This is a genomic window from Enterobacter sp. HMSC16D10 (genome assembly GCF_001807145.1).
GTDB lineage: Bacteria > Pseudomonadota > Gammaproteobacteria > Enterobacterales > Enterobacteriaceae > Enterobacter > Enterobacter roggenkampii.
The window spans coordinates 89,380-102,808 of the sequence record NZ_KV787894.1; the positions used below are offsets into that span (position 1 = coordinate 89,380).

A 13,429-nucleotide genomic window follows, 5' to 3' on the forward strand; every position below is an offset into this window, starting at 1 on the left:
TTGTAACATTGCGCTGCCCAACTTCTAATAACGTCACCTGCAAAGTACGCAATGGAAAAAACCCGTCAACAAGAGTTAACACGCTGGCTGAAACAGCAAAGCGTTCTTTCCCGCCGCTGGCTTATGATTTCCCGTATTTTGGGTTTCATCAGCGGTCTGTTGATTGTTGCCCAGGCATGGCTGCTGGCCCGCATTCTTAATCACATGATCATGGAGAACATTCCCCGCGAAGCGCTCCTGCTGCCCTTTATTGTCCTGATCCTGATTTTTATCCTGCGCGCCTGGGTGGTGTGGCTGCGTGAGCGCGTCGGTTTTCACGCCGGACAGCACATCCGCTACGAGATCCGCCGTCAGGTGCTCGACAGGCTTCAGGAAGCCGGGCCCGCGTGGATCCAGGGTAAACCGGCCGGTAGCTGGGCGACGCTGATCCTTGAGCAGATTGACGATATGCATGACTACTACGCGCGCTATCTGCCGCAGATGGCCCTTGCCGTCTTCGTTCCGCTGCTGATCGTGATCGCCATCTTCCCGGTGAACTGGATGGCAGCGCTGATTCTTATGGGCACCGCCCCGCTGATCCCGCTTTTTATGGCGCTGGTCGGGATGGGGGCAGCGGATGCCAACCGCAGAAACTTCCTGGCATTGGGTCGCTTGAGCGGTCATTTTCTCGATCGCCTTCGCGGCATGGAGACGTTGCGCATTTTTGGCCGCGGTGAAGCAGAAACCGAAAATATTCGCCTGGCGTCGCAGGACTTCCGTCAGCGCACCATGGAAGTGTTACGCCTCGCCTTCCTGTCCTCCGGCGTACTGGAATTCTTCACCTCACTGTCGATTGCCCTCGTGGCGGTCTACTTCGGCTTCTCCTACCTCGGCGCGCTGGATTTCGGCCATTACGGCACGGCGGTGACCCTTTCCGCCGGGTTCCTGGCGCTGATCCTGGCGCCGGAGTTTTTCCAGCCGCTTCGCGATCTGGGGACCTTCTATCACGCCAAAGCCCAGGCGGTTGGCGCCGCCGATAGCCTGAAAACGTTCCTGGAAACGCCGCTGGCCCACCCGGAGCGCGGTGATGTAACGCTGAATGCTAAAGACTCCGTGACCATTGAAGCGCAGGACTTTTCCATTCTGTCGCCCGAAGGCAAAGTGCTCGCAGGTCCGCTGAACTTTACCTTACCTGCCGGACAACGCGTGGTGCTTGTTGGCATCAGCGGTTCCGGGAAAAGTTCTCTGCTGAACGCGTTGTCCGGATTTATGGCCTACACGGGTTCACTGCGGATCAACAAAACCGAACTGCGTAACCTCGATCCTGGCGCCTGGCGTAAACAGCTCAGCTGGGTAGGCCAAAACCCGCAGCTTCCCGCCGCGACGCTGCGCGAAAACGTGCTTCTGGCGCGCCCGGACGCGCGTGAAGATGAGCTGCAATCGGTTCTCGACCGCGCCTGGGTCAGCGAATTTCTGCCGCTGCTGCCGCAAGGGGTGGATACCGTAGTCGGCGACCAGTCCGCCGGGCTGTCGGTCGGGCAGGCGCAGCGTGTGGCCGTTGCCCGCGCGCTGCTTAACCCATGCCAGCTTATGCTGCTGGACGAGCCCGCAGCCAGCCTTGACGCACACAGCGAGCAGCGCGTAATGGAAGCGCTTAACGCCGCCTCCCTGCAGCAAACCACCCTGATGGTCACCCACCAGCTGGAAGGGATTGCCGACTGGGACCAGATCTGGGTCATGGAAAACGGCCGTATTGTTGAGCAAGGCGACTACGCCTCTCTCGTTGCCGCCCAGGGGCCATTTGCGACCCTGCTGGCGAACCGTCAGGAGGATATCTGATGCGCGCTCTGCTGCCTTATCTTGCGCTCTATAAACGCCACAAATGGATGCTGACGCTGGGGATTGTGCTGGCGATTGTCACGCTGCTCGCCAGCATCGGCCTGCTCACGCTTTCCGGCTGGTTCCTGTCGGCCTCGGCCGTTGCGGGGTTCGCCGGTTTATACAGCTTCAACTATATGCTTCCGGCCGCCGGGGTTCGCGGTACCGCCATCACCCGTACTGCCGGGCGCTATTTCGAACGGCTGGTCAGCCACGACGCCACTTTCCGCGTGCTGCAGCACCTGCGTATCTATACCTTCAGCAAACTGCTGCCCCTCTCCCCTGCCGGGCTGGCGCGTTTTCGTCAGGGCGAGTTGCTTAACCGCGTGGTGGCGGACGTTGACACGCTGGATCACCTTTACCTGCGCGTGATTTCCCCTATCGTGGGCGCGTTTGTGGTGATTGTGGTGGTCACGCTGGGGCTGTCTGTTCTGGATGTTCCCGTTGCGCTGACGCTGGGCGGGATCATGCTGCTGACGCTTATCGTTCTGCCGCCGCTGTTTTACCGCGCCGGGAAATCCACCGGGGAAAACCTGACGCGCCTGCGCGGGGACTACCGCCAGCAGCTGACCGCCTGGCTTCAGGGGCAGGCAGAGCTGACCATTTTTGGTGCCAGCAAGCGCTACCGCGCGCGGATGGAAAGTACGGAGCTGAACTGGCATGAGGCCCAGCGCCGTCAGTCGGAGCTGACGGCCTTCTCTCAGGCGCTGATGATGCTGATCGGCGGCGTGGCGGTGATTGCCATGCTGTGGCTGGCTTCCGGCGATATTGGGGGAAACACACAGCCGGGTCCGCTTATTGCCCTTTTCGTTTTCTGTGCGCTGGCCGCGTTTGAAGCGCTGGCTCCGGTGACGGGCGCCTTCCAGCATCTGGGGCAGGTCATCGCCTCTGCCCTGCGCATCACCCAGATTGCCGAGCAGGAGCCTGAAGTCACGTTCAGTGCCGGGCAGACCGCTGTCCCTGAGCAGGTTGCGCTGACGCTTGAAGATGTTACCTTCAGCTATGACAAACAGGCGCAGAACGCGCTGGACGGTATCACCCTTTCTGTGAATGCCGGCCAGCGGATTGCGATCCTCGGCCGTACCGGCTGCGGTAAATCGACGCTGCTGCAGCTGTTGACCCGCGCCTGGGACCCGCAGCGCGGTCAGATTCGTTTTAATAATACGTTGCTGACCGATTTCAGCGAGCAGGCCCTGCGCAAAACCGTCAGCGTCGTTCCGCAGCGGGTGCATCTGTTTAGCGCCACCCTGCGCGATAACCTGCTGCTGGCTGCGCCAGAGGCCTCTGATGATGCGCTTCGCGCCGTGCTGGAACAGGTCGGTCTGCATAAGCTGCTTGAGGGCGATGGACTGAACAGCTGGCTCGGTGAAGGCGGTCGTCAGCTTTCCGGCGGAGAGCTGCGCCGTCTGGCGATTGCGCGCGCGCTGCTGCACGATGCGCCGCTGATGCTGCTTGACGAACCTACCGAAGGGCTGGATGCCACGACCGAGAGCCAAATCCTTGATTTGCTGGCCAATGTCATGACCGGTAAAACCGTCCTGATGGTTACGCACCGCCTGCGCGGACTGGCGAGTTTTGATCGGATAATTGTGATGGACAACGGACACATTATTGAGCAAGGTAGTCACGCAGAGCTGTTGGCGAAACAGGGTCGCTACTTCCAGTTTAAACAGCGTCTGTAGACTATATTTGTAGCGTCCTCACTCGCGTACTGGAGTTTTGCTGTCATGCGCCTGGTCCAGCTTTCTCGTCATAACATCGCGTTCCCTTCTCCTGAAGGGGCGCTGCGTGAGCCCAATGGGCTGCTGGCCCTTGGTGGTGACCTCAGCCCTGCGCGGCTGTTGATGGCGTACCAGCGCGGCATCTTCCCCTGGTTTTCTCCCGGCGACCCGATTTTATGGTGGTCTCCCGATCCGCGTGCCGTGCTGTGGCCAGAGCAGTTTCACCTGAGCCGCAGCATGAAGCGTTTCCATGCAAAATCACCGTACCGCGTCACCCTGAACCACGCCTTTGGTCAGGTCATTGAAGGCTGTGCCGAAGACCGGTTTGAGGGAACATGGATAACCCGCGATATCATTACCGCTTACCACCAGCTTCACGAGCTTGGCTACGCGCACTCCATTGAGGTGTGGGACGGCGGAGCACTGGTCGGCGGCATGTATGGCGTGGCGCAGGGGACGCTGTTTTGCGGTGAGTCGATGTTCTCCCGCGCGGTTAACGCCTCGAAAACAGCGCTGCTGGTCTTCTGCCAGGCATTTGCCCAGCGCGGCGGACGCCTGATCGATTGTCAGGTGCTCAATGAGCACACGGCTTCCCTCGGCGCCGTTGAGATACCGCGACGCCAGTACATCGAGCATCTGGATGCCAGTCGTCAGGAAAAGCTCCCGCGCGACTTCTGGATACCGAGAACGCTCTTTATGCCCAATGCCTAAATGTTTTCCGCATATTTTTTGTGAGGGTGTTATAATTACGCCGCAGAGTAGCTTCTGCCTGTTGCCCCGCCGCCGTTTGGGACCTTCGCTTCAGATAACGTCCTGACGTTTATCCTGTTGTATCCCCTTTACGAATGCGCTTTCCGTTCGGTTGTACCGTGACGCTTGGGCAATGCGCCGAAACTGTTTTGCTGCGTTTCAAACGCGCAATTCTTTACTTAATTGATGAATTTCGGCATTATCTTGCCGGTTCAAAACTTGGTAGTGATACCCCAGAGGATTAGATGGCCAAAGAAGACAATATTGAAATGCAGGGTACCGTACTTGATACGTTACCTAATACCATGTTTCGCGTAGAGCTGGAAAACGGTCACGTGGTAACTGCGCACATCTCCGGTAAAATGCGCAAAAACTACATCCGCATTTTGACGGGCGACAAAGTGACTGTTGAACTGACCCCGTACGACCTGAGCAAAGGCCGCATTGTCTTCCGTAGTCGCTAATTGTTTTCGCCTGTAATGGCAGATGAATATTAAATAAGGCCGGGATATTCCCGGCCTTATTTTTGTGTGTCGCAGTCGATTATTTGAACAATTATTTAGCCGTTCGTTCCAGCTTCAGGGCTGTCTGTTCGACAGTGCACGGTCCGAGGACTGTTAGGCCTTATTTTCTATTTTGCTGAGCTGCGTGTGCGGCAGTGCATCCTTATACTCACTCCATCACTTTGATTCCAGCTTTCTAAGCTGCCTGTACGGCAGAGAACAGCTTAAATTCGGTTTTGAGGGTATCGAGTACTTTCTAAGCTGCCTGTACGGCAGTGCACGCTGGAGCCGATGCTGGTGAAGCGCGGCTGGTTTTCTAAGCTGCCTGTACGGCAGTGCACTTCTGTTCCCAGGTCTTGCGGCCTGCGTGGACTTTCTAAGCTGCCTGTACGGCAGTGCACTGGCTTGACCTGACAGATCAGCGCTTCGACACTTTCTAAGCTGCCTGTACGGCAGTGCACGCTTTGCGTAATGAGGCGATTAACGGCCAATATTTCTAAGCTGCCTGTACGGCAGTGCACAATTTCTGCCAGTTATCCCAGATTAAACGGTTTTTTCTAAGCTGCCTGTACGGCAGTGCACATTTCGGTTGTGGCGAATATGGGACTAAATTCTTTTCTAAGCTGCCTGTACGGCAGTGCACATGCGGTTGAGAGCCTCCTGATAACCCTCGAATTTCTAAGCTGCCTGTACGGCAGTGCACGCGCGGAAACAGAAATACGGTCTACTCCCGTTTTTCTAAGCTGCCTTTACGGCAGTGCACCGATGTGAAATAGTCATGGCGTTTACCACGACTTTCTAAGCTGCCTGTACGGCAGTGCACTAAAGAATAATCAGAAGTGGTCAATATATCCATTTCTAAGCTGCCTGTACGGCAGTGCACCAGAAGTTTGACAAGCTTCCGACTCTGAACAATTTCTAAGCTGCCTGTACGGCAGTGAACCCTGATCGTCGCGCTGTAGTTCCGTTCCTGCCTTTCTAAGCTGCCTGTACGGCAGTGAACGTCATTGCAGTGATCGTGATGGTTACGCCCTGCTTTCTAAGCTGCCTGTACGGCAGTGAACGGTGACGACGATGTTGTGCGCCCTATTAAGCATTTCTAAGCTGCCTGTACGGCAGTGAACTCTTTGGTTTCTCGAAGCAACATACGAGGAATTTTCTAAGCTGCCTGTAGGGCAGTGAACCCAGGTTCGCAGGGCATCGGTGCAACTTCCGATTTCTAAGCTGCCTGTACGGCAGTGAACAACATCATTACTCAAAACGGACAGGACCAACCGTTTCTAAGCTGCCTGTACGGCAGTGAACTGAAAGGAAACTGCGCCATCTTATTGTTAAAAAAGAAAATAATCAACTTTCCCGCATAAAACCCTTTTTTCTGGTTCGTAAATTCGCATTATATAAATCAAAAGGTTACGTAAGCATCAGAAAAAAGGGTTTAAACCAATGGCGTCAGAGGAACACCCCCGACGCCTCAGATAGCACTCAGGAAATAATATGAATTACCGTTTCTGCACTTTGAGGTGCAACGACATCCGCGGCCATTGAATGCGTAATGTCATGCAGCAACCCCGTCAGGTGCGGCAACATATCGCAGTCAAAATGCGACACCAGCAGCACATGGTTTAACGCCCGGCAGTAGTCGCATTTCGTTTCTGTATCTTCCAGCAACCACTCTTTTTGTCGCGGTTTTTCCGCTTCGTCCTCAAATTCCACCACTTGAAAATCACGCATGGATTCTGTGAGGCCGGATTTTACCTCTTCCAGATAAGCCCCAAGGCAACGACATACGGGCTGCGTTTGTGGGAGTGATTTGCAATCCAGCAGGATTTCGGTGAGCAGGTTGCAGCGCTCGGCCAGGGTGGGGAGATCGGGGTTGAGTGAGAGTTCGCTGTAAAATTGGGCGAAATTATTAATATCAATCATATGTAATCCTTTATGCACGTAAGATTGTTTGTGCACACTTTCAGGACGCCAATCCCGGCACCTGATTTTGCAGGTGCGCCGCCATTTTATTCCTGTGGATTTATCCAGCAACTGACTTCGAAAGAAACTGGAAAGCGCCTCGCAAAATTCCTCTGCGGCCTGTTGCCCTCACCCCAACCCTCTCCCACAGGGAGAGGGAGAAAACACTAAAAACGACAACACAGTTGTCGTTTTGCTTTTACCTTGGCAGGCATAAAAAAACCGGGCTATTGCCCGGTTTTTAAGACCTACGTAAGAAATCAGTGAGCCGCTTCCGGCTTGTGCTTCGCTGCACTCTGGAAATCGTACGTCAGTTCGTTCTTCGCCTGATCCAGCGCCACGGTCACCTGGCCGCCGTCCACCAGCGAGCCAAACAGCAGCTCGTTCGCCAGCGGTTTCTTCAGGTTGTCCTGAATCACGCGCGCCATCGGACGGGCCCCCATCGCACGGTCGTAGCCTTTCTCGGCCAGCCAGTTGCGGGCCTCCTGGCTTACTTCCAGCGACACGCCTTTCTGATCCAGCTGAACCTGCAACTCGACAATGAACTTGTCCACGACCTGATGGATCACCTCGGTAGAGAGGTGATCGAACCAGATAATGTTGTCCAGACGGTTACGGAACTCCGGCGTGAAGATCTTCTTGATCTCCTCCATCGCATCGGTGCTGTTATCCTGGTGGATCAGGCCGATGGATTTACGCTCGGTTTCACGCACCCCGGCGTTGGTGGTCATCACCAGCACCACGTTGCGGAAGTCCGCCTTGCGCCCGTTGTTGTCGGTCAGCGTCCCGTTGTCCATCACCTGCAGCAGGATGTTGAACACGTCCGGGTGCGCTTTCTCGATTTCATCGAGCAGCAGTACCGCGTGCGGATGCTTGATCACCGCGTCGGTGAGCAGGCCGCCCTGGTCAAAGCCCACGTAGCCCGGAGGCGCACCAATCAAACGGCTGACGGTGTGACGCTCCATATACTCGGACATATCAAAGCGCAGCAGCTCAATGCCCAGCGCTTTAGAGAGCTGAACCGTTACCTCAGTTTTCCCCACACCGGTCGGGCCGGCAAACAGGAAGGAACCGACAGGCTTGTGCTCATGCCCCAGTCCTGCGCGGGCCATCTTGATCGCTTCGGTTAAGGCCTCAATGGCTTTATCCTGACCAAAGACCAGCATTTTCAGGCGATTGCCAAGGGTGCGCAGCGTGTCGCGGTCGCTCTGAGAAACGCTCTTCTCAGGGATACGCGCGATGCGGGCCACCACGGACTCAATATCCGCCACGTTAACGGTTTTCTTACGCTTGCTGGCCGGCATCAGGCGCGCACGGGCCCCGGCCTCATCAATCACGTCAATCGCCTTATCCGGCAGATGACGGTCGTTGATGTATTTCACCGCCAGCTCCACCGCCGCACGCACCGCTTTCGCGGTGTAACGCACGTCGTGGTGCGCTTCATACTTCGGCTTCAGGCCGTTGATGATCTGCACCGTTTCCTCGACGGACGGTTCGGTCACATCGATTTTCTGGAAGCGGCGCGCCAGCGCACGGTCTTTCTCAAAGATGTTGCTGAACTCCTGGTAGGTGGTGGAGCCAATCACGCGGATCTTGCCGCTGGAGAGCAGCGGTTTGATCAGGTTAGCCGCATCCACCTGGCCACCGGAGGCCGCACCCGCGCCGATGATGGTGTGGATTTCATCGATAAACAGGATGCTGTTGGTGTCCTGCTCCAGCTGTTTTAACAGCGCCTTGAAGCGTTTTTCAAAATCACCACGGTATTTGGTGCCCGCCAGCAGCGAGCCGATGTCCAGCGAGTAGATGGTGCAGTCGGCAATCACTTCCGGTACGTCGCCCTGCACAATGCGCCAGGCAAGGCCTTCGGCAATCGCGGTTTTACCCACGCCAGATTCCCCCACCAGCAGCGGGTTGTTCTTGCGGCGACGGCACAGCACCTGGATCGCGCGCTCCAGCTCTTTATCGCGACCAATCAGCGGATCGATACCGCCAACGCGAGCAAGCTGGTTAAGGTTGGTGGTGAAGTTTTCCATACGATCCTCCCCGCCTGCTTGCTCTTCATTGTTATTGACCTGATTGCTGGAATCCGATGCCTGGTTAGGCTCGTCTTTGCGCGTTCCGTGAGAGATAAAGTTAACCACATCGAGGCGGCTGACTTCGTGTTTGCGCAGCAGATAGGCAGCCTGTGACTCCTGCTCGCTGAAGATGGCGACTAAGACGTTTGCGCCAGTCACTTCACTACGTCCAGAAGACTGGACGTGGAATACCGCGCGCTGCAGCACGCGCTGGAAGCTGAGCGTCGGCTGCGTGTCGCGCTCTTCTTCACTGGCAGGCAGCACCGGTGTGGTTTGTTCGATGAAGGCTTCGAGTTCCTGACGTAGCGCCACCAGATCCACGGAGCAGGCTTCCAGCGCTTCGCGGGCAGATGGGTTGCTAAGCAGTGCGAGCAGTAAATGCTCGACGGTCATAAACTCATGTCGGTGCTCACGCGCTCTGGCGAAAGCCATGTTTAAACTGAGTTCCAGTTCTTGATTGAGCATAGGCACCTCCCCCAATTTTATGCCTTATCAGGCCTTTTCCAGCGTACACAGCAACGGATGCTCGTTCTCCCTCGCATAGTCGTTCACCATCGCCACTTTGGTTTCCGCCACTTCGGCTGTGAAGATGCCGCAGATAGCTTTGCCACGATAATGAACGGTAAGCATCAGTTGCGTTGCACGTTCTACATCATAAGAAAAGAACTTTTGTAGCACGTCAATAACAAATTCCATCGGCGTGTAATCATCGTTCATTAACATAACTTTATACATAGATGGCGGTTTTAGCGCGTCACGCACTTTGTCTTCCGCCAGCTGGTCAAAATCCAGCCAGTCGTTGGTCTTACCCATTTTGCATAACCACTTTGAATCTGCCTCAGATGTTAGATAACAATCATCTATTACTGTCATCCGCGATGTCTGTCACAAACTGTTGCAATAGCGTTAACTGCTTCAAACTTTGGTTGATTATTGTCCCATCTCCAGCGCCAAACGCTTGACGACGTCTTTCGTTTCTCTAAATTGTACAAGCGTGAGATGGCGAGGTTTTGAACAGCCCCCACTCCACCACCGGTTCATTCCATCTTAACTTATAAGATTTACGAAGGATGTCGAAGCATGGAAATGGGTACTGTTAAGTGGTTCAACAACGCCAAAGGGTTTGGCTTCATCTGCCCCGAAGGCGGCGGCGAGGATATCTTCGCTCACTATTCCACCATTCAGATGGATGGTTACAGAACGCTCAAAGCCGGGCAGTCCGTCCGGTTCGATGTCCACCAGGGACCAAAAGGCAATCATGCAAGCCTTATCGTCCCCATTGAAGCAGAGACGGTTGCATAGCTCTCTGTTTTATTGTGTACATCCCGCAGTCAAAATGCCAGCCCGATCGGCTGGCATTTTTATTTTCGGGTTATTCCCGAGCCAGCGCATCCACCGGATCCAGCCGCGCCGCGTTGCGGGCGGGCAACCAGCCAAACAAAATGCCGGTAAAGGTTGAACACAAGAATGCGGTAATAATGGCCACCGGCGAGAAGCCAATCTCCCAGCCGGGTAAAAAGAGCTGGAGCGCGAAGGCGATCATCATCGAGAGCGCAATCCCCATCGCACCGCCGACCAGACACACCAGCACGGCTTCAATCAAAAACTGCTGCAGCACGTCGCTGGCTCTGGCCCCGACCGCCATGCGGATGCCAATCTCCCGGGTACGCTCGGTTACCGACACCAGCATGATGTTCATCACCCCGATACCGCCGACGACCAGCGAAATCACCGCCACCAGCGTGAGGAACAGCTGAAGAGTACGTGTGGTCTTTTCCGCCGTTTTCAAGAGGCCGTCCATATTCCAGGTGAAGAAATCCTTCTTCCCGTGGCGCAGGGTGAGCAGCCGCTCAAGCTGCTGCTCGGCCAGCGCGCTGTCGTAGCCCTCCTTCACGCGCACGGTGATGGAGTTGAGCCAGGACTGCCCCATAATCCGCCCGGAGATGGTGGTATAGGGAAGCCAGACGCGCAGGATCTTGCTGCTGCCAAACATCGACTGCTTCTCTTCCGCCACGCCGATGACCGTGGCAGGCATGTTGCCGACCAGGATCACTTCGCCCACCACGTTGGCTTTATTGGGGAAGAGCTGTCTGCGCGAGTTCGCGTCCAGCACCACCACCTGCGCCCTGCCCGCCAGCTGTTCGGCGTTAAAGGTGGCCCCTTCGCTGAAGGTCATACCGTAGACGTTGAAATAATCCCCGCTGACGCCGTTCGCGCTGGCCGCCACGTCAACATTGCCCACGCGCAGGCGCAGGTTTTGCGACACCGCAGGCGTGGCGGAGTTGACCCATGGCTGCTTCTGGATGGCCGCCAGATCGTCGTATTTCAGCGCCTGCTGATACTGAGGCTCGTCGTCACCAAAGTCTTTGCCGGGATAGACGTCAATGGTATTGGTGCCGATAGCGCGGATATCGGCCAGCACCAGCTGCTTGGCCGCATCGCCCACCACCACAATCGACACCACCGAGGCAATACCGATGATGATGCCGAGCATCGTCAGCAGGGTACGCATTTTATTGGCCGCCATCGCCAGCCAGGCCATGGTCAATGCTTCACGAAAGCCGCTGGAAAATTGCCCCCATCCGGTTGATGCCGGAAGCACTTCTTTCGGCGCCGCAGCCCTGGACTCACGCGGCGGCGGGTTGCTGACCAGCTCGCCGTCGTGGATCTCAATGATTCGCTCCGCCTGCGCCGCCACCTGCGGATCGTGGGTCACGATAATGACCGTATGCCCTTGATCGCGAAGCTGGTGCAGGATCGCCATCACCTCTTCGCCGGAATGGCTGTCGAGCGCGCCGGTTGGCTCATCCGCGAGGATCACCTGCCCACCGTTCATCAGGGCACGGGCAATACTCACGCGCTGCTGCTGGCCGCCGGACAGCTGCGAGGGCTGATACTCCACCCGCTCCGCCAGCCCCAGGCGCGTCAGCAGCATCTGCGCGCGCTCGAGGCGTTTTTTCCGCTCGACGCCCGCATAGACCGCCGGAACTTCCACGTTCTGCGCGGCATTGAGGTGAGAAAGCAGATGGTAACGCTGGAAGATAAAGCCGAAGTGCTCCCGACGCAGCTTCGCCAGCGCGTCGCCGTCCAGCGTTGATACGTCCGTCCCGGCCACGCGGTACGTGCCGCTGGTGGGTTTATCCAGGCAGCCGAGAATGTTCATCAGCGTCGATTTACCGGAGCCCGATGCCCCGACAATCGCCACCATCTCGCCCGCCTCCACCCGAAGGGAGATGCCTTTTAGCACCTCCACCGGGCCATCGCCCGACGGATAGCTGCGGCGAATGTCTTTCAGCTCAAGCAATGCCGTCATTTCGCGGCTCCGGGCAGGCTTTCGCTGATGACAACCTCCTCACCCTCTTCCAGCCCTTTCACCACCACCACGTCGGTGTCGTTGCGCGCGCCAATCACCACTTCGCGCTCGCGCGTTTCGCCGTTGCGCAGCACTTTCACTTTATAGCGGCTATCACCGGCGGACTCACCCAGCGCGGAGAGGGGAATGGTCAGCACGTTCTTCACGCCGGTCAGCTGGATATGCACCTGCGCGGTCATGTCGAGACGCAGCACGCCCTGCGGGTTCGGCACTTCAAAACGGGCATAGTAGAAGATGGCGTCGTTAACCTTTTCCGGCGTCGGGAGAATGTCTTTCAGCACGCCTTCGTAGCGCGTCTGCGGATCGCCCAGCACCGTAAACCAGGCATTCTGCCCCGGTCTGAGATGGATAACGTCCGCCTCCGAGACCTGAGCTTTGACCAGCATGGTGCTCATGTCCGCCAGCGTCAGAATGTTGGGCGCCTGCTGCGCGGCAATCACCGTCTGCCCCTGCAGCGTGGTAATTTGCGTCACTTCCCCGGCCATCGGCGCAACGATTTTGGTGTAGTCGAGGTTGGTTTTCGCCGTATCCAGCGAGGCCTGGTTGCGTTTGATTTGCGCGTCAATCGTGCCAATCTGCGCCTGCTTCACCGCCAGTTCCGTGGTGGCCGTATCTAAATCCTGCTTCGAGATCGCCTGGGTTTTGGCCAGCGCCTGCTGACGGGTCAGCGTCACCTGGGCCAGGTTACGCTCTGCCTGCGCCTGCGCGCGCTGCGCGCGCAGCTCCATCAGCGTGGCTTCCACCTCGCGGATCTGGTTCTCGGCCTGTTCAGGATCGATCACGCCGAGCAGCTGGCCTTTTTTTACCTTATCGCCAATCTCAACCGACAGCGTTTTCAGCTGACCGCTGACCTGCGCGCCGACGTCAACCTTGCGCAGGGCATCAAGCTTGCCCGTCGCGAGGACGTTTTGTTGCAGTTCGCCCGGACGAACAATCAGCGTCTGATACTGCGGCACCGGCGCATTCAGCACCTGCCATAGCCAGTACCCACCGGCTAACACCACGACCGCCAGCAGCAGAAACAGCGTTCTGCGTTTTCCCTTGAGGTTCATAAATATTCCAAATAAATGTTCTGGCAATGATAAATGCTGATTCTATCTAAACGACTCCTCAACGAAACCCCTGTTCTCCGAAATCGTCACAATTTGTTTACGAGACGTTGAACGTTCGCCTGCTGAAATGGAGATC

10 protein-coding genes and 1 CRISPR repeat array are annotated in these 13,429 nt (G+C 56.6%); of the genes, 5 read left to right on the plus strand and 5 right to left on the minus strand.

Annotated elements, in window-relative coordinates; all coding sequences use genetic code 11:
• The first annotated feature begins 51 nt into the window (after window positions 1-51).
• The 4 genes from cydD to infA all read left to right on the plus strand — a co-directional run bounded on the left by cydD (window position 52) and on the right by infA (window position 4,792).
• Window positions 52-1,818, plus strand: coding sequence for a heme ABC transporter permease/ATP-binding protein CydD (gene cydD / locus HMPREF3143_RS16740; RefSeq protein ID WP_070533754.1), 1,767 nt, complete (start codon window positions 52-54; stop codon window positions 1,816-1,818).
• Entirely contained in the window at window positions 1,818-3,539 is a 1,722-nt protein-coding gene (gene cydC, locus HMPREF3143_RS16745; RefSeq protein ID WP_021240888.1) for a heme ABC transporter ATP-binding protein/permease CydC, read from the plus strand. Before cydD ends, cydC begins: the two co-directional genes overlap by 1 nt.
• A gap of 45 nt (window positions 3,540-3,584) precedes the next feature.
• Window positions 3,585-4,289 (plus strand): leucyl/phenylalanyl-tRNA--protein transferase, encoded by a 705-nt coding sequence (gene aat, locus HMPREF3143_RS16750; RefSeq protein ID WP_008499991.1) that lies wholly within the window; start codon window positions 3,585-3,587, stop codon window positions 4,287-4,289.
• A 284-nt stretch (window positions 4,290-4,573) separates the two neighbouring features.
• Window positions 4,574-4,792 carry a translation initiation factor IF-1 gene (gene infA, locus HMPREF3143_RS16755; RefSeq protein ID WP_002211347.1) on the plus strand — a complete coding sequence of 73 codons (219 nt, stop codon included), beginning with the start codon at window positions 4,574-4,576 and terminating at the stop codon, window positions 4,790-4,792.
• Window positions 4,793-4,964: 172 nt separating this feature from the next.
• A CRISPR array of direct repeats spans window positions 4,965-6,136; the repeat unit is 25 nt; unit sequence TTTCTAAGCTGCCTGTACGGCAGTG.
• 177 nt (window positions 6,137-6,313) lie between these two features.
• Here infA and HMPREF3143_RS16760 read toward each other — a convergent pair.
• From HMPREF3143_RS16760 to clpS, 3 genes are all read right to left on the minus strand, one after another.
• Entirely contained in the window at window positions 6,314-6,754 is a 441-nt protein-coding gene (locus tag HMPREF3143_RS16760) for a hypothetical protein (protein ID WP_070533757.1), read from the minus strand.
• A 299-nt stretch (window positions 6,755-7,053) separates the two neighbouring features.
• Window positions 7,054-9,333 (minus strand): ATP-dependent Clp protease ATP-binding subunit ClpA, encoded by a 2,280-nt coding sequence (gene clpA / locus HMPREF3143_RS16765; protein ID WP_014831269.1) that lies wholly within the window; start codon window positions 9,331-9,333, stop codon window positions 7,054-7,056.
• A 27-nt stretch (window positions 9,334-9,360) separates the two neighbouring features.
• Complete coding sequence (gene clpS, locus HMPREF3143_RS16770; RefSeq protein ID WP_006174393.1) at window positions 9,361-9,681, minus strand: ATP-dependent Clp protease adapter ClpS; 321 nt, start codon at window positions 9,679-9,681, stop codon at window positions 9,361-9,363.
• A gap of 267 nt (window positions 9,682-9,948) precedes the next feature.
• On the opposite strand from clpS, the gene cspD reads away from it, so the two are divergent.
• Window positions 9,949-10,170 (plus strand): cold shock-like protein CspD, encoded by a 222-nt coding sequence (gene cspD / locus HMPREF3143_RS16775; protein WP_008499993.1) that lies wholly within the window; start codon window positions 9,949-9,951, stop codon window positions 10,168-10,170.
• Between the two features lie 70 nt (window positions 10,171-10,240).
• Here the strand turns inward: cspD and macB are convergent, their stop codons facing one another.
• Entirely contained in the window at window positions 10,241-12,181 is a 1,941-nt protein-coding gene (gene macB, locus HMPREF3143_RS16780; RefSeq protein WP_021240890.1) for a macrolide ABC transporter ATP-binding protein/permease MacB, read from the minus strand.
• Window positions 12,178-13,293, minus strand: coding sequence for a macrolide transporter subunit MacA (gene macA / locus HMPREF3143_RS16785; RefSeq protein WP_023327007.1), 1,116 nt, complete (start codon window positions 13,291-13,293; stop codon window positions 12,178-12,180). Before macA ends, macB begins: the two co-directional genes overlap by 4 nt.
• Window positions 13,294-13,429: the final 136 nt, after the last annotated feature.

Bases quoted from the DNA above. Each gene is read 5' to 3' on its own strand.
- HMPREF3143_RS16760 (WP_070533757.1), bottom strand. From the start codon at position 6,754: ATGATTGATATTAATAATTTCGCCCAATTTTACAGCGAACTCTCACTC.
- cydD (WP_070533754.1), top strand. From the start codon at position 52: ATGGAAAAAACCCGTCAACAAGAGTTAACACGCTGGCTGAAACAGCAA.
- cydC (WP_021240888.1), top strand. From the start codon at position 1,818: ATGCGCGCTCTGCTGCCTTATCTTGCGCTCTATAAACGCCACAAATGG.
- cspD (WP_008499993.1), top strand. From the start codon at position 9,949: ATGGAAATGGGTACTGTTAAGTGGTTCAACAACGCCAAAGGGTTTGGC.
- aat (WP_008499991.1), top strand. From the start codon at position 3,585: ATGCGCCTGGTCCAGCTTTCTCGTCATAACATCGCGTTCCCTTCTCCT.
- infA (WP_002211347.1), top strand. From the start codon at position 4,574: ATGGCCAAAGAAGACAATATTGAAATGCAGGGTACCGTACTTGATACG.
- macA (WP_023327007.1), bottom strand. From the start codon at position 13,293: ATGAACCTCAAGGGAAAACGCAGAACGCTGTTTCTGCTGCTGGCGGTC.
- clpS (WP_006174393.1), bottom strand. From the start codon at position 9,681: ATGGGTAAGACCAACGACTGGCTGGATTTTGACCAGCTGGCGGAAGAC.
- macB (WP_021240890.1), bottom strand. From the start codon at position 12,181: ATGACGGCATTGCTTGAGCTGAAAGACATTCGCCGCAGCTATCCGTCG.
- clpA (WP_014831269.1), bottom strand. From the start codon at position 9,333: ATGCTCAATCAAGAACTGGAACTCAGTTTAAACATGGCTTTCGCCAGA.